Below are 25,591 nucleotides of genomic sequence, written 5' to 3'. Positions count from 1 at the left end.
ATCATCCTATGTTAGGAGTCCCGTGTGTGTGACAATGTAAGCCCGGATTCTAGCGTTTACGTCCTGCAGCCAGCCTGCGCAGCTCGCTGACTACCAGGGAGGCGGAATCTCTTTTGCCCAGGCGCCTTGAGGCCTCCGACATGCTATGGCGCAGCGTATCCGCTCCGATGATCTTCTGAACCGCTGTGAACAGCGCCTCGCCGCTTAAGTCCTTCTCCAGCAGCACCACTGCCGCCCCTTCACCTTCCAGCGCTCTGGCGTTGGCTTCCTGATGGTTGTTCGTTACATTGGGAGACGGAATGAGCACAGAGGGTATGCCAAGCGCGGTAATCTCTGCAAGAAAAGAGGCGCCGGCCCGGTTAACGATCAGGGAAGTGCAGGCCAGCACCTCAGGCATATTGTGAACATAGGGGAGGACATGCAGCCAGTTCGGAATACCGCCGAGCTGCTCGCGTACCGCTTTGCGGGTATCCTCAAAGTAAGATTCTCCAGTCACATACACATAGTGAACACCATTACCCTTACCCACAAATGGTGCCATTTCAATCATGGCGCGGTTAATCGCCTTGGCTCCTCCGCTTCCTCCGACAACCAGCACCACCGTGCTTCCTTCGGGAATGCCGAGTGAAGCAAAGCCGCGCTGCGGGTTCGCCGTCATGACCGTAGTGGCCCGGGGATTGCCCGTATAGATTACATTTTTGGCCCCGGGAAAAGCCGGCTCTGTGCCTTCAAAGCTCACCGCGACTGTGCTGGCATACCGGCTGAGAAAACGGTTGGTCAGTCCCGGAATTGCATTCTGTTCATGGATCAGCGTCGGGATGCCGAGCCGGGAGGCTGCATACACAACAGGTCCGCAGACATACCCCCCGGTACCGACAACCACATCAGGCTTGAACTCGCGCAGCATGGCCTTGGAGGCTTTGACCCCCTTAAGGAACCGCATAACCGTCTTCACATTATCTATCGACAGCTTGCGGCGGAAGCCTGTAATATCAATGGACTGGAAAGGCAGATTCTCCTGGGGAACCAGCTTGCTCTCCAGACCCCGCTTGCCTCCGATATACAGGAAGACAGAATCCGCATCTTCGGATTCCAGTTGTCTGGCTACGGCTACGGCAGGATAGATATGTCCACCCGTGCCGCCGCCGCTAAGTACAATACGCATGTCTTTCACCTCGCATAACGGGATAAATTAAGCAGAATGCCAAGAGCTGTGAGCATCAGAGTGAGTGATGAGCCGCCATAGCTGATCAGCGGAAGCGTGATGCCGGTTACCGGAATCAGACCGATCACCACACCGATGTTGATGACCACCTGAACCGCAACCATACATACTATGCCTACAGCAAGATAACTGCCGAAGCGGTCCGGCAGGCTCATGGCTACCTTCATTCCGCGCCAGATCAGCAGCAGGAACAGCAGCAGCACAGCAAGCCCCCCGATGAACCCCAGCTCCTCGGCCAAGATAGAGAAAATAAAATCAGTCTGCGGCTCCGGGACGTAGCTGTATTTTTGCCGGCTCATCCCGAAGCCCAGTCCGCCCAGCCCGCCGGGCCCCACCGCATAGAGTGACTGGATGATCTGATAACCCGCACCCAGCGGATCGGACCAGGGGTCCAGAAAGGCGGTAATCCGCTGCAGCCGGTAAGGCGCAGCGGCAATGAGTCCGGCGAACCCGGCCAGCCCCAGCGCACCGAGGGAGAGCAGATGCTTCATCCGCGCCCCCGCTGTGAAGACCATCATCATGGCTGCGCCGAACATGACAGTGCCTGTACCGAGATCCGGCTGAAGCATAATCAGTGCGAATGCGGAGCCGATCAGCGCAAGCGGCGGAAGCAGCCCGCGCATGAAGCTGGAGATGTCATACTCCTCGGTTCCAAGCCATTTGGCCAGGAAGAGGATCATCCCCATCTTCATGAACTCCGAGGGCTGAATCCCGAAGGAGCTGATGCCGAGCCAGCTGCGTGCACCGCCGCGCACCACGCCGATGCCGGGGATCAGCACCAGCACCAGCAGGGCGAAGCACACGAGCAGGAGCGGCCGGGCGAACCTTTTCAGCACCAGATAATCGGTGTTCGCCGTAATGAACATCGCGATGAGGCCGAGGCCTGCGAACAGCATCTGTCTTTTGACAAAATAAAACGAATCGCCATAATTGCGGAAGCCCAGAACGGACCCGGCACTGTATACCATTACCATACCGATAGCCAGCAAAGCCAGTATCGGAAGCAGCAGCCAGATATCGGGCGCATGACGGGATTTGTTCATCAGGAGCACACCTCTTGCATCCGTAGTAGGGGCTTATCCACCCCCCTACTTAAAGGTTATGCACCGCCTCTTTAAAAATACGCCCGCGCTCCTCATAGGAGGTAAACATATCCCAGCTGGCACAGGCAGGGGACAGAAGAACTACATCCCCGGCTTCCGCCAGGGCCGAAGCCTCCCGCACAGCCTGCTCCAGCACAGCAGCGGCACTCTCCCCATTATCGACGGAGATCACCGTCTTTACTCCTGCCAGCCGGGCTACAGCCGCCAGCTTGTCCCGGGTCTGCCCAAGCGCCACCAGGGCTTTGACATTCTCTCCAAGGACAGGCAGCAGCTCCATATAATCCGAGCCGCGGTCCAGGCCCCCGGCAATAAGAATGACCGGCTTCCGGAAGGAGGCCAGCGCCATGGAGGTAGCTTTGGAATTGGTAGCCTTGGAATTGTTATAATAGGCGGCCCCTGCCTTATCTGTTACATACTCCAGCCTGTGCTCCACCCCGCGGAAGGAAGCCAGCACCGGGCCCAGCACCGCCGGGTCCGCCCCTGCGGCAATGGCAATGCCGCAGGCAGCCAGCGCATTTCCCACATTGAAGCGGCCGGGAAGTCCGATAGAATCGACATCTGCTATTTCAGTCTCGCTCTCGGTGTAATCGCGGTAGATAATGACCCGCTTCAGCTCGTCTACCGTATCCGCCACGTAGGACGGGCGGACGAAGATGCCCTGCACCAGCTCCTCGTTCATGGAGAAGGGCAGAATACCCGCCTTAAGATAGGGCACCAGTTCGCGGCAGACCGGATCATCCCAGTTCAGCACAGCGGTATCCTCCGGTCCCTGATTCGCGAACAGCTTGGATTTGGAGGCTACATAATCCTCCATGCCCCCATGGTAGTCGAGGTGGGTCTCCGCGACATTCAGCAGGGCAGCAATCTTTGGCCGGAACGCTTCCGTGCCCTTCAGCTGGAAGCTGCTTAGCTCGACCACCATCCAGTTGTCCGCGTCAGCCTCCTGTGCGGCCTGGGAGAGCGGTGTTCCTATATTCCCGGCCACAATGGGCCGCATCCCCGCTGCTTCCAGCATATGGCCCACCCAGGTCGTTGTGGTGGTCTTGCCGTTAGAGCCGGTGATGCCGATCATCGGGGCAGCGCAGAGGTGATACGCGACCTCTACCTCGGTCACCACCTCAATCCCCAGCTCCAGCGCCTGCTGTACCGGAGCAACCGAATAAGGAATCCCCGGATTCTTGACAAGCAGCTCCACTCCCTCGTGGATCAGACTCTCCGGATGCCCGCCGCATATAACAGAAATTCCCAAAGATTCCAGTTCGGAAGCTTCGGGACTCTGATCTCTTTCCTTTTTATCATTGACCGTCACCACAGCGCCGTGTTCATGCAGCACCTTGGCCACCTGGACGCCGCTTTTGGCGAGCCCCAGGACAACCACCTCTTGACCACGGTACAGATCCGGATGTTTCATTCGTTACAACCCCTTGATGAGATATAGTCCAGCTGCCGCCAGCACAAGGCCCACCGCCCAGAAGGAGACGACTACACGCCACTCCGACCAGCCGCCCAGCTCAAAGTGATGATGGATCGGGCTCATTCTGAATACCCGTTTGCCGCGTGTCTTAAACGAAGCAACCTGAATAATTACAGACAGCATTTCAACCACGAAGACTCCGCCGATTACCACAAAAAGCAGCTCGGTCTTGGTGACAATAGCAATCGCGCCAATCGCCCCGCCGATCCCGAAGGAGCCGAAATCGCCCATGAACACCTTGGCAGGATGGGCATTGAATACGAGAAAGCCAAGCACTGCGCCAATCATCGCAGCCGCACAGACACCAGCGGCAATCGAGGTGGCCTGCATGGCTACCACCGCGAAGGCAGCGAGCGCAATCGCGCTTACGCCTGACAGCAGACCATCCACGCCGTCCGTGAAGTTAACAGCATTCGTAACCGCCATCATCATCAGCACAATGAACGGATAATAGAACCAGGGGCCCCAGTCGAAGCTGAAGGAGGTTCCCGGAACGCTGATATTCGTAAGATGTCCGGCCGAGATCAGCAGAACGCTGAGCACGACGCCAACCAGCAGCTGGCCCAGCAGCTTCTGCCGCGCCGTAAGGCCTAGGGAGCGCTTGAACACAATTTTGATATAATCATCCAGGAATCCAATGAGTCCATAGCCCAGCGTAGCGGCCAGCAGTACATAGAAGTCCGAATTAATGACCGAGAATTTCAGAAAAGACAGCGTGAACGCGACCATGATAATTACGCCGCCCATGGTCGGGGTTCCCGCCTTTTTCAGATGGGTCTGGGGCCCGTCGTCACGAACCTGCTGCCCCAGCTTAAGCCGGCGCAGCAGCGGTATGATCAGCGGAGCGGCAATGACCGCAAGGATAAAGGACACAGCAATAGTCAGCAGAAGTAATTGATAATCCATGGGTACACCCCTCCTTTAGTTAGCATTCGCTTCAGAATGTTCTTTCAAACGCTTCAGCACTTCCTCCAGCCGCATCCCTCTGGATGCTTTGAACAACACAACATCGTCATTGCCGCACTTCGCATTCAAGGCATCGATCAAGGCTTCTTTATCCGTAAAAGCAAAGATATGCCCGGCCTCGAACCGCTCCGAGGCCGCCGCCGCAAGCTGCGCCGACAGCGGACCGAAGGTGAATACATCATCCGTCAGCGCCGGATCGAGATAGCTGCCGATCTGCCGGTGGAACTCCAGCTCCTCCGGCCCGAGTTCCAGCATGTCCCCCAGCACCGCGATTCTGCGGCCGCTGCATTTCATGGACTGCAGCACATCAATCGCCGCTCTCATCGAGGTGGGACTGGCATTATAGGCATCATTCAGCAGAACCAGTCCGCTGGCCGCCTGAACAACCTCAATCCGCATTCCAGTCAGCTTGAGGCTGCTTAGTCCTTCTGCCATATTCTCATCCGTCACCTTATAATGACGCGCCACTGCAAGCGCAGCAAGCGCATTAATTACATTGTGCTGTCCGGGCAGCGGAAGGGTAAAGGCACGCTCCCCGTGCCGCAGCGAGGTAAACGTCATCCCCGCGCTGTGTGTCATCAGGCCGGTCGGATAGTCATCATTGTCAGCCGACTGCCCGAAGCGGAAGGTCTGCAGCCCTTCAGGCGTGCGGAAGCCCGGCTCTGCCAGAACCTCGGCAAGCAGCGGCTCATCGCCGTTATAGATCAGCAGCCCGCCCGGCTGAAGTCCGTCCACAATCTCCAGCTTCGCTCTTGCAATCTCCTTGCGGGAGCCAAGCTGGAGCAGATGGGATTCGCCGACATTGGTAATCACCGCTACGTCAGGAGAAGCGAGCAGAGACAGCAGGGCGATCTCTCCCCGTGAGCTCATGCCCATCTCCAGCACAGCGATCTCCACATCACTGTCCATGGAGAGAATCGTAAGCGGCAGGCCGATATGATTGTTGAAGTTCCCTTGGGTCTTGTGTACCTTGTACTGCACTTCCAGCAGTGCCGTAATCATATCCTTGGTCGTCGTCTTGCCGTTGCTTCCTGTTACGGCAACCACTTGGGGGGCCACCTGAGCCAAATAGGCGGAGGACAGCTTCTGCAGTGCCGCTAGAGTGTCCTCTACCAGTATAACCCCGCCGCCTGCGGGTGCAGGCCCCTTATCCCTCTGCCAGAGGGTAGCGGCAGCTCCCGCCGCCAGCGAAGCGGCCGCATAGTGATGGCCGTCGAAGTTCTCCCCAACCAGCGGGACGAACAGGCAGTCCGGCGATATTTTGCGCGAGTCGGTTACAACTCCCTGAATCTCTATATCCTTAGCTTCGGATGAGGACAGCTCTCCTCCGCACATTTCCGCGACATTATACAATGTTCTAATAATCAATAGCTTCGGCCCCTTATCACTTCTTTGGCAACGATTCGGTCATCGAAATCATGAACGACTCCCTTGATCAGCTGATAGGTCTCATGACCTTTCCCCGCAATCAATACTACATCGCCGGGGCTTGCCATTTCAATAGCTTTTGTGATGGCTTCCCGCCGGTCCGGAATCATCTCATAGCGCTCACGCGCCACGCCATCCTCACGGAGGCCGGCCTCAATATCAGCCAGTATCTGCAGCGGGTCCTCTGTCCGCGGGTTGTCGGAGGTGACCAGCACATGGTCGCTGTACTTCGCAGCAATTTTGCCCATGAGCGGCCGTTTGGTCGTATCGCGGTCCCCGCCGCAGCCGAAGACCGTGAGCACCTTGCCTGCTGCAAATTCACATACCGCCTTCAGCACATTCTCCAGACCGTCCGGCGTATGCGCATAGTCAACGATGACTGCGAAATCCTGTCCGGCATCCACCGATTCGACACGGCCGTCCACGCCGGCAACCGACTCCAGACTGGCCTTGATATCCGCAAGCGGCACATCCTCCAGCAGCGCAGCCGTAATCGCCGCAAGCGCATTATAGACGTTGAATTTACCGACCATGCGAAGCGAAATATCGGTCTCTCCTCTAAACGTCTCCACATGGAAAAAAGTTCCTTTGGCGGTGATCGATATTTGCGATGCCCGGACATTGGCGGTCTTGTCGATACCATATGTAATGACCTCCGCTGCGGTCTGGGCGGCAAAATAGGCGCTGGCTTCATCGTCGGCATTCAACACCGCATACTTGCGTTCTTCCTTCCACGGGGAGATCACATTGCCGAGCCGTGAGAAGAACAAGCCCTTCACTGCGCGGTACTCCTCCATTGTATGATGGTAATCCAGGTGATCCTGGGTCAGATTCGTAAAGATCGCGGTGCGGTAGTCGGTCCCCTTTACCCGGCCCTGCTGGAGCGCATGGGAGGAGACTTCCATTACACAGCACTGCACACCCTTAAACGCCATATGATTCAGACTGCGTTGAAGCTCCAGAGATTCCTGTGTCGTACCGGACACCCCATAGCTCTGACCGTCATACCGCATCTGGATCGTTCCGATCAGGCCGGTCTTCACCCCATGATCCTGCATGATCCGTTCAATCAGATAGGTGGTGGTCGTCTTGCCGTTGGTACCTGTGATGCCGATCAGCTTCATCCGGCTGCTCGGTGAACCGAAGAAGGCATTGGACAGCACAGACATGGCATACCGGCAGTCATCCACCACGATCTGCGGCAAGTCAATGTCCAGCTTCCGCTCGCAGACCAGAGCAGCCGCACCCTTGGCGGCAGCCTGAGGTGCGTAATCATGTCCGTCCACTGTATGTCCGGGCAGACAAATGAACAAATCGCCCGGACCCACCTTGCGTGAATCGGCCTGCAAATCTGAAATTTCTATGTCTCCGTCCCCGTATAGACGGGCAGCGGCCAGACAAGAAGAGAGTTCTTTAATTAACATAGCTATCCCTCGCTCTGCATTTGTACTTGTAAGTATTTCAGTATGGGATTACCGTGACTTCCGCCACTTTTCCCTGTCTGTGTATTTTCAAGTTAAATTTATATAAACCTTTATATGATACGATTTAGGGTTCGCTTGGCGTTCCCATATAAATCCGGATGGTGGAGCCCTGCTGCACTCTTGCCCCGGCCTTCGGGGCCTGATTGATCACAGTATTGCCGGTGCCGGAACGGACCAGCATGAAATTCATGTTCAAGTCCTCATAGATATCCTGAACTGTTGCCCCCGTAAGATCAGGGACCGTCACTATCGGAGTCTCTCCGTATTTATAGGTTCTCGGCAGCTGATCCTTACGCTCCGGAACCTTCAAATACAGAAGAGAATCCTCAAGAATATTCTGGACAATCGGAGCGGCAACTACACCCCCGAACTGAATTCCCTTCGGGTTATCGACTGCCGTATAGACTACGATCTGCGGATCATCCGCCGGCGCAAAGCCGATAAAGGATACGATATGCTCTGTAGGAGAATACCGGCCGTTGATTACCTTCTGTGCTGTCCCTGTCTTGCCGCCCACACGGTAGCCGTCAATAAATGCCGGCCGGCCTGTGCCTTTGGCAACTACGCTCTCAAGGGCAGCCCGCACTTTCTTCGAGGTCTCCTCCGAGATCACCTGCCGCACTTCCTCCGGCTCAGTCTCGGAGACAACGTTCCCGGTATCCGGGTTAATCCAGGCTTTGGCCACATGCGGAGTATACAGCTTGCCGCCGTTGATCGCTGCCGATACCGCAGCAATCTGCTGAATCGGCGTGACGGATACCCCTTGGCCGAATGCCGTGGTTGCCAGCTCCACCGGGCCCACCTGGGCGGGCTTGAACAGAATTCCGTTCGCTTCACCGTTCAGATCGATGCCCGTCTTGCTCCCGAAGCCGAAATCACGGATGTACTTGAACAGCGTATCCTTACCCAGACGCTGCCCCAAGGCAACGAACCCCGGGTTGCAGGAGTTCTCGACCACTTCAAGGAAGGTCTGACTTCCGTGACCGCCCTTCTTCCAGCAGCGCAGCTTCGCTCCGCCGACTTCAATGTAACCCGGATCGAAAAAATGCTCATGCTGCAGATCTACCTTCCCCTCCTCCAATGCCGCAGCCAGCGTGATGATCTTGAAGGTGGAACCTGGCTCATACGTCATCCAGATCGGAAGATTACGGTTATATACCTCAGCATCGTATTCCTGGTAGCTCCCTGGCTCATACCCCGGCCGGCTCGCCATCGCCAGAATCTCGCCGTTACGGGGGTCCATGGCAATAGACCAGGCGCCCTGCGCCTGATATTTCACCATGGCCTGATCCAGCTCGCGTTCCATAATGGATTGAATCTGCTTGTCGATGGTCAGCTGCAGGCTAAGTCCATCCTGCGGCTGCGTGTACTTCTCGGAGGACCCGGGCATCAGCCGGCCTCCCGCATCGGAGAGATAGGAGATATTGCCCGCACTCCCCTGAAGCAGCTTATCATAGATGCTCTCAATCCCGGTAATCCCCTGATTGTCGATTCCGGTGAAGCCCAGAATATGTGCGGCCAGATCCCCGAAGGGATAATACCGTTTGTTATCCTCAGCGACAACGATGCCCGGCAGCTGCAAATTACGGATGCTCGCGGCAAGCTCCATCGTAATTTTGCGGCCGCCGGGCTGCAGTTTCACTGAGGCTTTCTTTTGGGTGAGCAGCTGGGTCAGCTTCTCCTCGGTCATGCCGAGCAGCGGAGCCAGCTGCTTCGCAGTCTGTTCCTTCTCCTTCACCTGTACTGGAATGGCATAAACCGTGGGTGAGCTGATGTTATACGCCAGCGCCACACCCTCCCTGTCCAGAATCTCACCGCGTTTGGCGGTGAAGGGGATATTCCGCCGCCATAAATCCTCGGCCTTCTCGCTCAGCTTCTCGCCTTGGGTCAACTGTACATAGGCAAGGCGCACAGCCAGCGCACCGAACAACACGGCCAGTCCCAGCAGCGTCCACAGCATTCTCCGCCGGCTAACGACTTTTGATACCTTCACTCTGTTCTCCCCGCTTTCGCTCATAGACATGATCTCTTACCTTCATGACTATTCAGGACAAACAGGGGTTAGAACAAGCCTATAGGTCTGCTACTTTGCAGCTTCATCCTTATCGGCATCACCGGCTAAGGCAACAGGGATATTCTCCCCATACTCATTAAGCGGGCTAAGCGTCAGTGCAACCTGGGTTTTTCCGTTATTCTTGGTCTGCGTCTGCTCCGTGACATAACCTTCTCCATTGACGGAGATCCCCACCTTCAGCAGGTTCAGAATCTCCAGCGCATCGCGCAGAGATTGCCCTCGCAGATCAGGAAGCGTCACGTTCTCTCCCTGCTCACTTAACAGATAGATGCGCTGCCCGGCGGTCAGGGCGGTGCCCTTCTCAGGGTACTGGCTGACTACATTTGCCCCTTGACCTACGGCTTCAAAATCAAAGCCCTGATTAATGAGCAGCTGTCTCGCCGCCTTCACCGTCTTGCCGGTCAGTTCCGGCGCTTTGCGCTGGGTGGCAGCCTCGGCCTTCACTGTCTTCTTGTCAGCAGGACCCGTAACATCTCCCGCTTTGGGCACGCCCATATAAGGAAGCGCCTGAGAGACGATATCCTTGAAGACCGGCCCCGCAGCGGCACCGCCGCCGGCAGCATCAGCAGGCTCGTCAATAATGACGAAGACTGCGATCTTCGGGTCATTGGCCGGTGCGTAACCGAGGAAGGAGGAGCGAACCTTGTCACGGTCATACCCGCCCTTACCATCCGGCTTAATCGCCGTACCTGTCTTGCCGGCCACCCGGTAGCCCTCAATGTAGGCATGCCGGCCGGTTCCGTGCTGCTGATCGGCCACTACCTGCTCCAGGTAGCTGCCCGTCTCCCGTGCGCTTGCCTCGGAGAGCACCTGACGTACAACCTCCGGCTGGGTGACCATGGTCTTACCGGTATTCGGATCGGTAACCTCCTTCACCACATGCGGCACCAGCAGCTTGCCGCCGTTCGCAATCGCAGCGACGGCTGTGAGCTGCTGGATCGGGGTCACCAGCAGCTTCCCGTGTCCATAAGCAAGGGTTGCATTTTCCACTGCCCTGTTTGGATCAGGGTTGACAACACCCTTAACCTCTCCAGGGAGGTCAATGCCCGTCTTTTCCGTGAACCCGAAATCCGTGATATACTGCAGCAGCTTCTCCTTGCCCAGCATCTCATAGCCAAGCTTGACGAATGCAACGTTACTCGAGCGCTTAACCCCTTCCAGGAAGGTAATGGTTCCATACCCGGCTCTGTTCATATCATAGATAGGCTTGCTGTATCCCTTAATCCGTACAGAACCGGACTGGAAGGTGGCATTCGGATTGAACAGCTTCTCCTGCACGGCACCCGCCAGCGGGACGATCTTGAATGTTGAACCCGGCTCGAATCTCGTCATAATAGCGTGGTTATAGAAACCGGCCGCATCCTGATTCAGATCATAGTACTCATTCGGGTTAAAAGTTGGCATATTCGCCAGACCCAGAATCTCCATCGTCTTCGGGTCGGCCGCAATCACACTGATCGACTTCGGCTTATACTCCGCATACGCCTTTTTCATAGCCTCTTCAATATAGAACTGAATCGTGCTGTCAATCGTCAGCTTGTAGTTGCTTCCATTCACCACAGGCTGGAACGTATCCTTGGAATCGGGCAGCTTGATGCCCTTGCCGTCACTCTGGTAATTCAGCTTGCCGTCCGTCCCGGAGAGCTGTTTGTCCAGGAGCTTCTCCAGTCCCATCATTGCTTTGCCGTCTCTGTCGGTGTAGCCCAGAATATGCGCAGCAAGCGAATCCTTAGGATAATAGCGCTTCTGCTCCCTGACGAGCCCGACCCCAGTCTCCAGCGTATCATGTTCTTTCTTAAGCTTCTCTACAAAAGCCGTCACTTTATCGGCCAGCTCCTGGTTAATCTTCCAGCCTTCATTACGGATCTCGCGGTTCTTCAGATATTTCCCGTCTTTATCCTTGGCCTCCACCAGCTTCTTCAGCTCATCCGCCGGTTTGTTCAGCAGCTCATGCAGGCCCTGAATGACCTCTTCACCGATTTTTTTCTCGGCAATGACCTCAGGGTTAACCACTACCGTATAGGCAGGCACATCGCTGGCCAGAACATTACCGTTACGGTCCTCAATCACCCCGCGGACGGCCTTGATGGTTGAAGTATGGGCCCACTGCTTAGCCGCGGTCTCCTGCCACTCCTTACCTTGCAGAACCTGAATCCAGAATACTCTGGCGACTAAAACAAGAAAAAAGAGGGTAATACACCCTCCTATAAACAGCGTGCGAAGTTTGATTCTCTTAACCATAAGGTACCTCACAACCTCTATTATTGCGATTGCCGTTCATCGCTATTTTTTTCCGGCTTGGTCAGTAGCCTGGCTGCTTAGCGGAACATAGATGGTAGAATCCACAGAAGGGACCACATAGCCCATTTCCTTCGCCCGCGGGACGATCGTCTGCTCGAGCGTCTGCTTCTCCATCTTGTACGTGGCAATTTGCTTCTTGTTGACCGCGATTTCGCTGTCCAGCTTCTGGGCCTGCATATTCAAATCGTAAATATGGACGTAACGCCAGATCAGGGAGGCTGCTACCAGAATAAAGGCTCCCAGCGTCAGCATGTACAAAAGCTTCTCCTGCAGCGGCAGCACTCTGCGTCTGGTGACAACTTTCGTTTTCTCACGGTACAGCGGGTTTGCCTCTTGTTTTCTCTTAGGTTGAACTGCTAAATTTCCGCGGGTATAAGCCATCTCTGATTCTCCTTTATCGTCATCTACAATTTCTCTGCGATACGCAGCTTGGCTGAACGGGCACGCGAGTTAAGCTCCAGCTCTTCTTCCCCCGGCACAATAGGCTTGCGGTTGATCAGCTTCAGGGTGCCTTCGGCACCGCACACGCAATACGGAAGGTCAGGCGGACAAGTGCAACGGCTTAAGTAGCTGCTGAAAATCTGCTTGCAGATCCGGTCCTCCAGCGAGTGAAAGGTAATAACGGATACCCTGCCCTCAGGAGCCAGACAGCGTACAGCCGCATGCAGCCCTTCCTCAAAAGCACCCAGCTCATCATTCACGGCAATCCGCAGCCCCTGAAAACTCCGCTTCGCCGGATGTCCTCCGGTCCTTCTTGCCGCCGCAGGAATGCCTTCCTTGATCAGCTCGGCCAGCTCTCCGGTGGTCTCTACCGGGCGTTCTTCCCTGCGCTCTACAATCTTCCGGGCAATCCGCCGTGAGAATTTCTCTTCTCCATACTGGAAAAGCACCCTGGCAATCTCCTGCTCACTCCAGGTGTTGATGATATCTGCCGCACTCAGCTGTGCCGACTGGTCCATCCGCATATCCAGCGGGGCGTCATGGTTGTAGCTGAAGCCGCGTTCCCCTTCATCAAACTGCGGAGAGGATACCCCCAGATCAAAGAGAATCCCGTCTACCTGGGGAACTCCGTCCTTCTGCGGAACAAACGGCAGTTCCTTGAGCACCTGCTCCAGATCGCGGAAGTTAGTCTTGACGGTTACCACCTTGTCGCCGTATCCGGACAATCTCTCTTTCGCGTTGTTCAGCGCCCAGTCATCCTGATCCAGACAGATCAGCCGTCCAGTGCCGCTAAGCTTGGATGCGATAAGGGCGCTGTGCCCGGCTCCCCCGAGCGTACAATCTACATATAGGCCATCCTTCTTGATGTGCAGCCCTTCTGTCGCTTCTTCTTTTAGTACCGTGATGTGGTGAAACAAGCTGCATCCCTCCAAGGCAGTAATTCGAAATGTTATGTTCTATAGATCAAAATTGAAATCCACCAATTTCTCGGCGATTTCGTTGAACGATTCCTCTGACTGTTCGAAGTACTGCTCCCATAGCTCCTTGTTCCAGATCTCCACCCGGTTCGAAACGCCCAGAATAACACAGTCCTTGTCCAGCTTGGCATATTGCCGCAGATTCCCCGGCAGATTCACCCTGCCTTGCTTGTCCCATACACACTCCGTCGCTCCCGAGAAAAAAAAGCGGCTGAAGGCACGGGCATCCGATTTCATCAGTGAAAGGCTTTTAAGCTTTTGCTCCATGATTCCCCATTCTTCCATGGGATAAACAAACAGGCAGGAGTCCAGGCCACGGGTCGCTACGAAGGAGGTTCCGAGCATATCACGGAACTTGGCAGGGATAATGATCCGGCCTTTATCGTCAATGCTGTGCTGGTATTCCCCCATGAACATGCTCATTCCCCACCCCTGAATCCCGATTCCCCACTTTGCCCCACTTTTCACCACCTAAGCATAATAGATTCGCCATTAAAAACCAAAAACCTTTTTCCGGAGCAAGGTAATTTTTTCTTGTTTGTCAAGAGGCTATTCTTTACACCCCATGCGGACACGCAAAAGCCCGGGCCAATGTGATTGGCTCCGGGCTCGTGCAGATCCATATCCTTAGTCGTTCAGATTCCAGCTGTCCAGATACTCCACTTGCGCCTGTGTCAGACTGTCGATGGATATCCCCAGACTTTCCAGCTTGTAACGCGCTACCTGCTCATCCAGCACATAAGGTACATTCTCCACTTTGACACCAATACTCTTATAATTATCGTTAACATATTTAAGGGACAAGGCCTGGAGTGCGAAGGTGGTATCCATAATCTCTGCCGGATGACCATCGGCTGCGCCCAGGTTCACCAGACGTCCTTCAGCCAGGAGGTACAGCTTGCGTCCATCCTTCAGCTGATACTCTTCGATGTTCTTGCGCACCGTCCGCTGGGACACTGAGCGCTCAGCCAGCTCCGGCTTGTTGACCTCCACATCGAAATGTCCGGCATTGCAGAGAATCGCGCCATCCTTCATCACATCATAATGCTCTCCGCGAATGACGTACCGGTTCCCGGTAACAGTTACGAAGAAGTCTCCTTGCTTCGCCGCTTCCAGCATCGGCAGGACATGGAATCCGTCCATATGCGCCTCTACCGCCTTGATCGCATCCACTTCCGTAACAATTACGTTCGCTCCGAGTCCCTTGGCCCGCATCGCTACACCTTTACCGCACCAGCCGTAGCCCACCACAACCACAGTTTTGCCGGCTACAATCAGGTTGGTAGTGCGGACAATGCCGTCCCATGCCGACTGTCCTGTGCCGTAACGGTTATCGAACAAATATTTGCAATAAGCGTCATTTACGGCAACCATAGGGAATTTCAGCATGCCCTGCTTCTGCAGCGCCTTTAAGCGGATAATACCTGTGGTTGTCTCCTCAGCTCCCCCGCGGATATTTTCCATCAGATCGGGGCGCTCGGAGTGCAGCAGGGTGGCGAAATCGCCGCCGTCGTCGATAATCAGATCCGGCTTGCTCTCCAGTGCCCGGATGTTCAGTGCCTTGAACTCTTCCGGGGAAGGATTGTACTTGGCAAATACGGTAATGCCATCCTCAACGAGTGCAGCACACACATCGTCCTGCGTAGATAACGGGTTGGAGCCTGTAATCGTTACTTCCGCGCCACCAGCCTGCACTACCTTGGCCAGATAAGCGGTCTTGGCTTCCAGGTGAAGGGTGATCGATACCTTGAGCCCCTTGAACGGCTGCTCGGCTTCGAACTGCTCACGGATACGGTTCAGCACCGGCATATGCTGGCGAACCCAGTCGATTTTGAGATGCCCCTCGGGTGCAAGCGACATATCGGCAACAATACTGTTTTGCTTGGATAATGAACTCATAGTAGGACCCCCTAGAATAATTTGCTTACATATAAATAATACGGTGTGTTCCGCTGTAGTCAGCAGGCACAGCCATCAATTCCTCCAGCCATTCCAGCCCGTACCGGTTCAGATAATACATCATATTATAGACACGCTCCTGAAGCTTGCCCAGCGGCATGAGCGACAGCTCGATCCGTTCCCACTGGCGAAGCGCAGCCTCATTCTGTTTCTCCATCGCATCCAGTGCTTTGCCCTGCAGGAAGGAGATCTGGTCGATAATCTTATCCTTGTTATTGCCGCCCAGCTTCAGCAGCCCCGCCTGAATACTGCCAAGCTGTTCAATCAGCGGCTCGTACATCCCGGAGAATGCTGTCTTAATCTCTTCGAATTTGTCTTCTAGCTTCAGCTCATCCTGAGCACTTAGCCACGCCTTGCGTTTATCATCCAGACCTCTCTGCACATCTGTGAAGGACAAGCTGTATTTATCCATATGCTTGCGAAGCGTTCCCTCAATCACTGTAAAAGACATGCGCGGAATAATCAGCGGCATCTGTCCGTCCAGCACCCTGAAGGCTTGATGCGGAATCGCCCAGTAAGCCATTTCCCCTTGTCCGAGCACTGTAGCGAGCACAGGAAGTACATAGTCCTGCATCAGCGGGCGGGTTAGCACATTGTTGCTGAACCGTTCGGGATGGCTCTCCAGCAGCTCCAACAGCTCAGAACGGGAGAACGAGACCGTGGCTTTCCGGTCTGCGAACCGTCCCTCCGCCTTATGGAGCAGAAGCCGTGCACCCTCATGAATATAGAAAAGATTCGCATTTCCGGGCGTCACATCGGCCTGCAGCTCATATCCGCTGTCTATAATCCGTTCAGCTGCGGCAAGATAAGCTGCCTCCAGCTCGTCATTCCGCTCAATCATGGAAGCGAACATGGGCGCTTCCAGCCTGCGCAGGGCAGGATCGGCCGAATCCAGCAGAATCAGTCCGAATTTGCCGAACAAAGCTCCCATCAGCTTGGCGAACGCCTCCGTCATATTGCCGGCGCCCGTAGATGCAGCCGTAACCAGCTCCATCAGCTGCGGTTTGAATTCACTGTCCTGCAATAAGCCATCCAGCTGCGCAACCGCCTGAAGCCAGCTCTCAGCATCCACCTTGATCTCGCTGACCGAGGACCGGGGGCCTTCGCCTTTATCCAGCTTAATCCGGGTAATTTCGCCGCTCCGGTTCAGCACATAGGTATGATTGACCTCATCCCAGTCATGATCCTCACCCGCAATCCAGAACAGCGGAACGACCGGCCGGCCAAGCTGGGCCGCAGCCTCCCGGGCTGCCTGAATGGTAGTAATGGCCTTATAGACCACGAATAGAGGGCCTGTGAACAAGCCGCTCTGCTGGCCGCCTGTCACTACAAGGGTCTCCGGCTGTTCCAGCAATTCAAGCGAACGGACAACTGCCTCATCAGGATTGTGCTTATTGTTATAGCTGCGCAAATATGAGACAACCGCTGCGCGGTCTGCCCGCAGGCTTCCTGTACGATCAAGCCACGCTGCGCGTTCAGCCCGGCTCTCCGGGCTGCGGAAGTCCCCGCCATACAAATGTCCTACGGTTTCGTATTGATGTATATAGTCACTGGCGAGCGCAGATCCGCCCGGCAGTGGTTCCGGTACAACATTCATTGATAATGGCCTCCTTGTTCTGCAATAACCCGCTGCTATATGTAATTCATAAATCGGTAAACCCTTTATGATTGTATCCAATGTTGGGTGCGGCGTCAAAGTAATATACGCCATCCTAATGAAGGATATCCCTTAATCGAAAGAATAGGCGAGAGCTGAATGCTCCCGCCTACGTTCCGCTGCCATCTTAAGTTTAAGCAAATTGCTTGGCTACGAAATGCCCCTTGGACACCTCTACCAGTTCATAATCGCTGTCATTTGTCTTCTCGCCGGCCGCATAAATCGGGCTGCCCAGCTCATCATGCAGATGAATGCGTTTTTTGTTCGCTTCAATCTCCGGGTCTGGAACCGGAATCGCCGAGAGCAGGGATTTGGTATACGGATGGATCGGATTAGCGTATAACTCTTCGCTTTCCGCCAGCTCAACCATTTTGCCCAGGTACATAACGGCCACACGGTCACTGATATGCTTAACCATGGACAAGTCATGGGCGATGAAGAGATAAGTAAGTCCAAGACGGTCCTGCAGCTCCTTGAGGAGGTTAACGACCTGCGCCTGGATGGATACGTCGAGTGCCGAGATCGGCTCGTCACAGACGATGAACTTAGGGTTCACGGCAAGCGAGCGGGCAATCCCGATACGCTGACGTTGACCACCGGAGAATTCATGCGGATAACGGGTAGCGTGATCATGGTTAAGGCCAACCATATCCAGCAGCTCTTCAATCCGCTTCTTGCGTTCCTGGCGGCTTCCGGCCAGACCATGAATGTCCAGCGCTTCACCGATAATGTCAGACACCGTGAACCGCGGGTTAAGCGAAGCATACGGGTCCTGGAAGATCATTTGCATATCACGGCGCATCGTCTTCATCTTGCTGCCGGACAATTTGTAGATATCTGTACCATTGTATTTCACGCTGCCTGCAGTCGGCTCATACAAACGGAGAACGGTACGGCCTGCAGTAGTCTTTCCGCAGCCGGACTCCCCTACCATTCCCAGGGTTTCGCCTTCACGGATGGAGAAGCTAATATTATCAACTGCCTTAAGAACTCTTCCCTTGCCTACATTGAAATATTTCTTAAGACCTTCTACTTCAATCAGATTCTTGCTCAGATTCTTACTCAAACGAACTGCACCTCCTTGGCCATCGAATGCAGATTCCAGCAGTGCGCGATAAGCGTATCACTGAACTCTGTGATGCCGGGATCAATCCACTCCTTCACAGGAGGCACTGCTTCGCTGCAGTGCGCTGTATAGGGGCAACCGACCGGCGGCTTAATCAGATCAGGGTAAGCTAAAGTGATTGGTATCACCGGCCCGCCCTTCTTCGGGTAAGCTGCGGCACCAGCCGCACAAGACCCTTGGTGTACTACGATAACCCGGTCACATCTCCCGGCATTTACGCCAGGAATATGTTATCAGGATGATGGAGGTCCCAAGCGAATGTTGCACATCGCCAGAGAGTTCTTGGGGATATTGGTTAAAGCGAGCCTCCGCATTCACAATGCTCACTAGCTTCAGCATTTCAATAGCTTGATTATTCGCTTCGGCCGCTGATATATTCTGATGTTAGATCAAAACTTCGGTTATCTGTTTGCCCACTTGGATCATTGGGTTCAAAGAAGTCATCGGGTCTTGAAATATCATGCCAATATCTTTGCCGCATGGGTTCCACCATTGTTTAATTCCTATTTCTTCAGCTTAGGATCAAGCGCATCACGCAGGCCGTCACCAAAAATATTAAAGGAAAGCATCGTTAAACTGATAAGAATAGCCGGGAACAGGAAGCGCCACGGATAATAAAGCCAGCCGGTCAGTGAGTCATTGATCATCGAACCTAGTGAAGCTACCGGAGCCTGTACACCAAGACCGAGGAAGCTCAGGAACGCTTCGGCAAAGATGGCATTCGGCACGGACAGCGTAATCGTTACAATAATCGGTCCCACAGCATTCGGCAAAAGATGCTTGAACAGCAGCCGCTTGGACCCTGCACCCATCGAACGCGAAGCGAGTACGAACTCACGGTTCTTAAGCTGCATAATCTCGCCGCGCACAATCCAGGACATCGTAATCCAGCCCGTTATCGTCAGCGCCAGGATAATGGTACCAAGGCTTGGTTCAAGTACTACCAGCAGCAGGATAACTACCAGCAGGTATGGAATGGAGTACAGAATTTCAGAGATTTTATTCATGATATTGTCAACACGGCCGCCGAAGTAACCCATGATTCCGCCGTAGATAACCCCGATGAAAAGGTCGATCGCAGCAGCGGCAAGGCCGACAATCAGTGAGATTCGTGCACCGTACCAGGTACGGACAAAGATATCGCGTCCCAGATCATCTGTACCGAACCAATGGTCGGATGAAGGGGGCTTATTCGTGTTGAGCAAATCGTTAGAATAGTAATTGAACTTTGAGAAGAATGGCGCAAAAATAGCAGCCAGTACAATCAGACCAAGAACTCCCAGAGCTGTCATTGCCATTTTGTTCTGGCGCAGACGTTCCCAGGAATCCCGCCAGGCGGACAGACTTTCACGCTGAATGACTTCAGCCTGCCGTTCGTCAATTCCAACCTTACGGAAATCTTCCGGTTTCAGGTTCGCATCCTGCGATACCAAGTTTTTGTCAGAAGCCACTCGTTAGCCCTCCTTTCCGCCAGATAGTTTGATACGCGGATCTATAAACACATAAGCAATGTCAGTGATGAACCGGGCTACCATAAGCAGTACACCATAGAAGATGGTAATCCCCATAATAACGGTATAATCGCGGACACCGATCGCTTCAACAAATTGCTTGCCGATCCCGCCGACACCGAAGATCTGCTCAATAACAACAGAACCGGTTACGATGTTAGCTGTCATAGGTCCCATATAGGTTACTACAGGCAGTATTCCGTTACGCAGCACGTGACGGCTCAGGATAGCTGCCCAGCTTAGGCCCTTGGCCTTAGCCGTCTTGATGTAATCCGCATGTAGGACCTCCAGCATACTTGAGCGCGTCAGCCTCGCTATGAAGGCTATAGGCTGCGCTGATAACGCGGTTACCGGCAAGACATAATACATCGGCCCTTTAAACCCGGAGACCGGGAACATGTGGAACTTGTAAGCAAACACATATTGCAGCAGCGAGGCGACTACAAAGCTCGGAACCGCAATTCCCAACACCGCCAGCACCATTGCTGCACTGTCAATAAACTTGCGGTGATAGAGTGCCGCCATCATGCCGAGGAAGACTCCGACAATAACCGACACAAGAATTGCGATAAGCCCCAGCTTCAGAGACGCCGAGAATGTCTGGCCGATCAAGTGTGTTACATCCTGATTCAGACGCTTCATGGATACACCCAAATCACCCTGGGCAATTTCACCCAAATACTTGAAATACTGATGATAGAGCGGCTTGTCCAATCCATATTGCTCGTATAAACGCGCTTTTATTTCTGGTGGAATCTTCTTTTCAGAAGTAAACGGGTCCCCCGGAATAGCTTTCATCAGAAAAAAGGTCGCTGAAATCAGCACAAATAGCGAAACAAGCATATAGAAAAACTTATTGGCAATATAACGAACCATCCCCATCAACACCTCCTTTTACTTTTTTGAGACACATAATTAGATTTTATGAAAAAAATGGCCGTTTGTCTAATTTCTTATTTTGTAAGTTCGTGAAATCTTTAACAAAAAGCCCGAAATGCAAAAAAAAGGGATATATATGGAATTCCACATATATATCCCGAAGTGTAAGACTCCCTTCAGACTATCACTATTCAGTTCATAAGCTGAAGGTTCTGCATTTCTTAGTGCTCAAGCAGGTAAGCACGAGTGAAGTCAATGGCACCGCTGAAGTCAAGAGTTACACCTTTGAGGTACTCTTTAGTCAGGGAGTTGTTGGTGTAGTAGTAGAATGGAATCAGGATCATGTCATCCTGAATGATCATTTTCTCAGCCTGAGCAAACAACTCTTGGCGTTTTGCCAGGTCAGAGCTTGTTTTCGCTTCTTGAATCAGCTTGTCATACTCAGGGTTAGCGTAACCTGTATCATTGTTACCGCCGCCTGTTACCCACATATCCAGGAAGGTCATTGGATCATTGTAATCCGCAGTCCAGCCGGCACGTGCGATCTGGTAGTTCAGGTTCTGACGGTTGTCGATGAATACTGCCCACTCCTGGTTCACCGTGTTAACAGTGATACCCAGAGCCTGTTTCCACATATCAGCTACAGCCAAAGCGATTTTCTTGTGGCCTTCACTTGTGTTGTAGGACAATTCAACTGGCGGCAATGCAGTCAGACCTTCTTCAGCCAGACCTTCTGCCAGCAATTTCTTAGCTTCTTCTGCATCTTCTTTGAAGTAATCGTCTTTAACCGCATTACGGAATTCACCGTCAGCGCCAGCGATACCCGGAGGTACGAAGCCGAACGCAGGAAGCTGTCCGCCCTGTGCTACGTTGTCAATCAGCGATTGACGGTTAACTGTCATAGCCAATGCTTTACGGATTTTAACGTTATTGAATGGTTTTTCAGTGATGTTGAATTCATAGTAGTAGGTACTTGCGATACCTTTTCTCTGGAATTCGTTAGGAAGCTCTTTCTGTACGATTGGCACCTGTTCTTGCGGGATTTCACCGTGAGGTGCACCAGCGCGGTCCAGTTCGCCGTTCTTGTAGCTCAAGAGTTCAGTTGCTCCACTGTTAACCAGGGAGAAGTCGATTTTAGCCAGTTTGATGCTTGCAGCATCCCAGTACTTATCGTTCTTGCTAACTTGCAGAGATTGGCCGGTAGTCCACTCAGTCAGTGTGAACGCGCCGTTAGTGATCATAGTATCTTTGCTTGTAGCCCATTTAGCATTACCCTCAACGGATTTGTGTACAGGGTAATAAGTATAGAAGGACAGAAGACCAAGGAAGTAAGGAGTTGGTGCTTTAAGCGTAACTTCAAGAGTTTTCGCGTCAACAGCTTTTACGCCCACTTCGTTGAAATCTGCAACTTTCTTAGTATAGTATTCTTCACCATTCTTCAGGTAGTACAATTGATAAGCGTAAGGTGCAGTAGGATCTGTGTTAGGGTCGAGCACGATTTTCCATGCGCGAACGAAATCAGCAGCTTCTACAGGGTCACCGTTGCTCCACTGTGCATCGCGCAGGTGGAACGTATATACCAGTCCGTCAGCGGAAATATCCCACTTCTCAGCAATACCCGGCTCAGCTTGGCCAGTTTCATCATTCATGCGGGTCAAGCCTTCATACATAGTTTTCAGGACGGTGTTGGCTTGGCTGTCCTGAGCTTGTGCAGGGTTAAACGTAGGTGGTTCTGCAGTCAGGTTGACTCTAAGTGTCTGGTCAGCAGCCAGCTTCTCGTCACCTGTTGTTCCTGTGTTCGTGCTGCCCTCTGGTGCAGTCGTCGCCGCAGCATTAGTACCGCTATTGTTCTTGTTTCCGCCGCAGCCAGCAAGCACTGTGCCGATCACCAGAACTATTGCGATCATGAGCAATAGACTTTTACTCTTCTTCATCTAGCAGTTCCCCCTAAATAGAATGTGGTATATGGTTTATGATTATACAACCAGTGGTCAAAAAAATCTAGAGCAATATTTTCTGAAAACGACTTTTTTTTAATTCTTTAAAATTTTGTGACGTTGACGCTTCACCGGAGCAGTGGAACGTTACATCGCTTGTGATATGTATTGAATGAGGCCTACAACCATAAATAATACGTAACCTACGCCCAGGAAAAAGAAAGAAAGCCGCCACACAGCACGAAGTAACCGTTTTCCGTCCACCCCTCCTTTGAGGCGGTTTTGGGCGCCGCCAATCAGTCCGGCGGATATTAATACAATAAGTAGTATAAGAAAGAATCCAAAGGTTGAGTCAAAAATAATATTAAACAGTCCCGAAACTGACAGCAATAAAAATAAAGTAGTTACGTCCATCGCCAGCATCATTGTTTTCCTCTTATCATGCCTGAGCCCGATTCCTGCGAAATATACAATCAAAAAAGGAACAATCGGAATAACGCTTAACACGCCGAACGAATTCCGGAGAAATTCCAAACAGCCTCACCCCTCCCTCACAGTCATGCCTTCTACCAGTCCGCAAATCCAGCGGTGCAGCGGAGCCTGAATGCCCTGCCGCAGCCCCATATTCACAATACTTCCATTAATCCAGCGGATTTCCGTTTCCCTTGAAGCAAGCACATCAGCCAGCATCGATGATGTATTGCCCGAAGTCGCGCGGCATACTTCAAGAATGGTGTCCCAGACATCGTGCTCAGGGGAAATCCCGCAGGCCTCTAATATTCCGGCTGCCTCTGTATACAGTTCCTTCATAAGCTGTACACGTGCAGCGGAGGCCAGTAATTCGCCGTTCCTTACCCGCCAAATGGCGGTTAGAGGATTAATGACAGCATTGATCAGTAGCTTCCGGTAAATGATGGTATCCACTTCTTTCGACAGAGAAGCGCGAAATCCTGCTGAGGCAAGAGCTTCTATGAAACTAATTATGGCCTCAGGCTCAGATGCCTGCAGATCAGTTTCATGAATATTTATAGGAGAGCTGCTCTTCCCTATACATATTTCCCCTTTACCCGTATGAATAACCTCTGTTAATGTTTTCCTCTTGGCCGCCTCTGTTGTTACAGCCGCCCAGATGGATGACCCCGGCAACAGCCCCCTAAGCAGCTCCAAATGCCCGCAGCCGTTCTGGAATCCTATGATTACAAGCTTCCTGCGGCTTAGCGGCCGGAGAATCTCAGGCAGAGCCTCATGAAGCACCTTTTGCTTTACCGTTAACAGTGTAACCTCCCCGGGTTCATCCAGCTGACACCGGGTATATCCTTCTACCGGTGCAGCAGAGAAACTTCCGCCTGGAAGCCGTGTTGCCTCCCTGCCATCTTCATAGCTGACAGTCAGCCCCCGTTCGGATAGCGCCCTGCTCTGCTCCTCGCCCCTGCACCATATCCGCACTTCAGCCCCGCCGGCGATCAGCCGTCCTGCAAGCAGCAGCCCCAATGACCCCGCGCCTATCACATCTATTCTCATGCTAATCCTGCCCCCTGCCATGCATTGCTCCAATAATTTTCCTAATTATATCCTGCCTGTCTCTGCAAAAGCAAAACAAAAAACCCTGCTAATCCGGTGCTGTAACGCACCTGGACGCAGGGCTTGCTGCCTAACTATTCTATTCAATCCGTTCCAGGTTTCCGTTCGCATCCATTTTGAAGCGGGTCTTCTCATCATCCTCTTCATTAAGAAAGGCCAGCCTGCGGGCACGGTCCATAATCTGGATCAGCGCCTTGTAATCATCGTTAACCACACGGTAATCGCTCTGGGCAAGATTCACTTCTCTGGATAGACGTTCATTCTCAACTCTCAGTTCAGAGAGCTCCTCTTCCTTCTCCCGCAGATCACGCTCTAGCATCTTAAGCTGTCTGCCGGCCTCCTGGAATGTCCCCTTCCACTGCCGCAGGAAGCGGATGACGGCATCGATGGATAAGCTATTCTCGCTTAATCCTTCGCTGCGGCTGTAGTCTTCCTCAATGTCACCGAGAATCAGTCCGGCTACCTGAGCCCCGCGCGAGGAAGGCTGTTTCTTCAGATAGCTCCGTTTCTGCCGCTGTCCTTTGGCAATCCCGATAGCATCCTCGTAGCTTTTGCGCACGCAGCTGTTCCAGCGGAAACCGCAGGCCGCCGAGGTTCTGCCGATTTTTTCACCCACCTCTTCAAAAGCAGCAAGCTGTGTGCTGCCCTCGCGGATATGACGCAGCGTTATTTCTGCCAATATCAGATCATCTTCTGCACTCCAAGCATCCTGTCTAACGGCTGTCATAAAGCCTAACCCTCCTAACAACATCATGAAATAACCATCTTCAGAACCGGCAGCTCCGCCGGGTAGTGAATAGGGATAAAAGCTGCTTACTCCATTTCTATGCCTCTATTAGAGTTCATAGAATCTATTTGATACTAATTTGTATTGCCAATTTGTCTGCACCTCATACTACCTTTGCTATAAATTCCTCTTTTCCGTCCAGAAGGCTTGTGTCAATAATAAAAATCATATATTTTATGAATTTTGAATTTTTTTCAATGAATTCGTTTACAGTGTTTTAGACAGCCGTTATAATAAATGGTAAGCAGCTGTTAGCCGGATTCATACTGGAAGGGGGACCCTCTCTTGGACCGCATGTTTCGCGTTTTAGGATTTTTCACACTCACCATCGGACTTATGGCTTTTGCCGGTAATCTGACGGAAATGGCCCTGCTATTCTTTTTGCAAACCGCTTTTTTTGTGATTCTGGGCTACATGAAATTTACGGAAAAGACCTACATCCTGCTCTTTTGGGGGTATATGATCCTGACGTTTACAGGCTTCAGCTATTGGACGATATTTGAGATGGGATTGCCGCTATAACGAATATATATAGGAATGAACGGATATGGCTTCTTGCCTTAAGGGAGCATTTCCGTTCTTTTTGTTTGCAAAATTGTAGTTCGGGGAGACGCAAAACAGGGTATGATATTTTAACAGGCTGAAACATATTAATAGTACATACCTGTCTAACTCTGTTCA

At 52.9% G+C, this 25,591-nt stretch carries 21 protein-coding genes and 1 pseudogene; 1 reads left to right on the top strand and 21 read right to left on the bottom strand.

The genetic code is table 11. The features are described 5' to 3' along the window. Nucleotides 1-49: 49 nt before the first annotated feature. The 21 genes and pseudogenes from murG to NSU18_RS28185 all read right to left on the bottom strand — a co-directional run bounded on the left by murG (nucleotide 50) and on the right by NSU18_RS28185 (nucleotide 24,850). Nucleotides 50-1,165, bottom strand: a complete 1,116-nt coding sequence (gene murG, locus NSU18_RS28285; protein ID WP_341150610.1) for an undecaprenyldiphospho-muramoylpentapeptide beta-N-acetylglucosaminyltransferase — start codon at nucleotides 1,163-1,165, stop codon at nucleotides 50-52. 5 nt (nucleotides 1,166-1,170) lie between these two features. Then, complete coding sequence (gene spoVE / locus NSU18_RS28280; protein ID WP_036724276.1) at nucleotides 1,171-2,268, bottom strand: stage V sporulation protein E; 1,098 nt, start codon at nucleotides 2,266-2,268, stop codon at nucleotides 1,171-1,173. 49 nt (nucleotides 2,269-2,317) lie between these two features. Beyond that, the gene (gene murD / locus NSU18_RS28275; protein WP_341150609.1) at nucleotides 2,318-3,739 is read right to left on the bottom strand and encodes a UDP-N-acetylmuramoyl-L-alanine--D-glutamate ligase; all 1,422 of its coding nucleotides are present in this window, start codon (nucleotides 3,737-3,739) and stop codon (nucleotides 2,318-2,320) included. A gap of 3 nt (nucleotides 3,740-3,742) precedes the next feature. Further along, complete coding sequence (gene mraY, locus NSU18_RS28270) at nucleotides 3,743-4,708, bottom strand: phospho-N-acetylmuramoyl-pentapeptide-transferase (protein ID WP_341150608.1); 966 nt, start codon at nucleotides 4,706-4,708, stop codon at nucleotides 3,743-3,745. 15 nt (nucleotides 4,709-4,723) lie between these two features. Next, nucleotides 4,724-6,136 (bottom strand): UDP-N-acetylmuramoyl-tripeptide--D-alanyl-D-alanine ligase, encoded by a 1,413-nt coding sequence (locus NSU18_RS28265; protein WP_341150607.1) that lies wholly within the window; start codon nucleotides 6,134-6,136, stop codon nucleotides 4,724-4,726. Then, nucleotides 6,133-7,620: a UDP-N-acetylmuramoyl-L-alanyl-D-glutamate--2,6-diaminopimelate ligase gene (locus tag NSU18_RS28260; protein ID WP_341150606.1), complete on the bottom strand. Its 1,488-nt coding sequence runs from the start codon at nucleotides 7,618-7,620 to the stop codon at nucleotides 6,133-6,135. The genes NSU18_RS28265 and NSU18_RS28260 overlap by 4 nt, the downstream gene beginning before the upstream one ends. Before the next feature lie 124 nt (nucleotides 7,621-7,744). Further along, complete coding sequence (locus tag NSU18_RS28255; RefSeq protein WP_341018623.1) at nucleotides 7,745-9,673, bottom strand: stage V sporulation protein D; 1,929 nt, start codon at nucleotides 9,671-9,673, stop codon at nucleotides 7,745-7,747. 90 nt (nucleotides 9,674-9,763) lie between these two features. After that, nucleotides 9,764-11,995 (bottom strand): penicillin-binding transpeptidase domain-containing protein, encoded by a 2,232-nt coding sequence (locus tag NSU18_RS28250; RefSeq protein ID WP_341150605.1) that lies wholly within the window; start codon nucleotides 11,993-11,995, stop codon nucleotides 9,764-9,766. Between the two features lie 42 nt (nucleotides 11,996-12,037). After that, nucleotides 12,038-12,436 carry a hypothetical protein gene (locus NSU18_RS28245; protein ID WP_341017556.1) on the bottom strand — a complete coding sequence of 133 codons (399 nt, stop codon included), beginning with the start codon at nucleotides 12,434-12,436 and terminating at the stop codon, nucleotides 12,038-12,040. A gap of 23 nt (nucleotides 12,437-12,459) precedes the next feature. After that, nucleotides 12,460-13,413 (bottom strand): 16S rRNA (cytosine(1402)-N(4))-methyltransferase RsmH, encoded by a 954-nt coding sequence (rsmH, locus tag NSU18_RS28240; protein ID WP_341150604.1) that lies wholly within the window; start codon nucleotides 13,411-13,413, stop codon nucleotides 12,460-12,462. 39 nt (nucleotides 13,414-13,452) lie between these two features. Next, complete coding sequence (gene mraZ, locus NSU18_RS28235) at nucleotides 13,453-13,890, bottom strand: division/cell wall cluster transcriptional repressor MraZ (RefSeq protein ID WP_036690220.1); 438 nt, start codon at nucleotides 13,888-13,890, stop codon at nucleotides 13,453-13,455. 210 nt (nucleotides 13,891-14,100) lie between these two features. Further along, complete coding sequence (locus tag NSU18_RS28230; protein ID WP_341017552.1) at nucleotides 14,101-15,372, bottom strand: adenosylhomocysteinase; 1,272 nt, start codon at nucleotides 15,370-15,372, stop codon at nucleotides 14,101-14,103. 25 nt (nucleotides 15,373-15,397) lie between these two features. Next, complete coding sequence (gene bshC, locus NSU18_RS28225; protein WP_341150603.1) at nucleotides 15,398-17,029, bottom strand: bacillithiol biosynthesis cysteine-adding enzyme BshC; 1,632 nt, start codon at nucleotides 17,027-17,029, stop codon at nucleotides 15,398-15,400. A gap of 193 nt (nucleotides 17,030-17,222) precedes the next feature. Beyond that, entirely contained in the window at nucleotides 17,223-18,143 is a 921-nt protein-coding gene (locus NSU18_RS28220) for an ABC transporter ATP-binding protein (RefSeq protein WP_341151112.1), read from the bottom strand. Between the two features lie 8 nt (nucleotides 18,144-18,151). Further along, nucleotides 18,152-18,692, bottom strand: a pseudogene (locus tag NSU18_RS32450) (peptide ABC transporter ATP-binding protein); the annotation flags it as partial. Nucleotides 18,693-18,718: 26 nt separating this feature from the next. Continuing rightward, nucleotides 18,719-19,666 carry an ABC transporter permease gene (locus tag NSU18_RS28210; protein WP_341150601.1) on the bottom strand — a complete coding sequence of 316 codons (948 nt, stop codon included), beginning with the start codon at nucleotides 19,664-19,666 and terminating at the stop codon, nucleotides 18,719-18,721. A gap of 3 nt (nucleotides 19,667-19,669) precedes the next feature. Further along, complete coding sequence (locus tag NSU18_RS28205; protein WP_036724388.1) at nucleotides 19,670-20,602, bottom strand: ABC transporter permease; 933 nt, start codon at nucleotides 20,600-20,602, stop codon at nucleotides 19,670-19,672. A gap of 224 nt (nucleotides 20,603-20,826) precedes the next feature. Then, nucleotides 20,827-22,539, bottom strand: coding sequence for a peptide ABC transporter substrate-binding protein (locus tag NSU18_RS28200; protein ID WP_341150600.1), 1,713 nt, complete (start codon nucleotides 22,537-22,539; stop codon nucleotides 20,827-20,829). Nucleotides 22,540-22,689: 150 nt separating this feature from the next. Then, nucleotides 22,690-23,049: a DUF3397 domain-containing protein gene (locus NSU18_RS28195; RefSeq protein WP_305954367.1), complete on the bottom strand. Its 360-nt coding sequence runs from the start codon at nucleotides 23,047-23,049 to the stop codon at nucleotides 22,690-22,692. Nucleotides 23,050-23,082: 33 nt separating this feature from the next. Beyond that, nucleotides 23,083-24,063, bottom strand: a complete 981-nt coding sequence (locus NSU18_RS28190; protein WP_341150599.1) for a ketopantoate reductase family protein — start codon at nucleotides 24,061-24,063, stop codon at nucleotides 23,083-23,085. Nucleotides 24,064-24,202: 139 nt separating this feature from the next. Further along, nucleotides 24,203-24,850, bottom strand: coding sequence for an RsfA family transcriptional regulator (locus tag NSU18_RS28185; protein WP_341150598.1), 648 nt, complete (start codon nucleotides 24,848-24,850; stop codon nucleotides 24,203-24,205). A gap of 345 nt (nucleotides 24,851-25,195) precedes the next feature. Here NSU18_RS28185 and NSU18_RS28180 point away from each other — a divergent pair, with 345 nt between their 5' ends. Then, nucleotides 25,196-25,432: a DUF2626 family protein gene (locus NSU18_RS28180; RefSeq protein WP_340752288.1), complete on the top strand. Its 237-nt coding sequence runs from the start codon at nucleotides 25,196-25,198 to the stop codon at nucleotides 25,430-25,432. Nucleotides 25,433-25,591 lie beyond the last annotated feature (159 nt).

This window comes from Paenibacillus sp. FSL H8-0048, assembly GCF_038002825.1.
In the GTDB taxonomy this organism is placed as follows: Bacteria; Bacillota; Bacilli; order Paenibacillales; family Paenibacillaceae; genus Paenibacillus_AQ.
The sequence above is the reverse complement of the archived record's forward strand: the minus strand, read 5'-3'. Positions and strand labels throughout refer to the sequence as shown.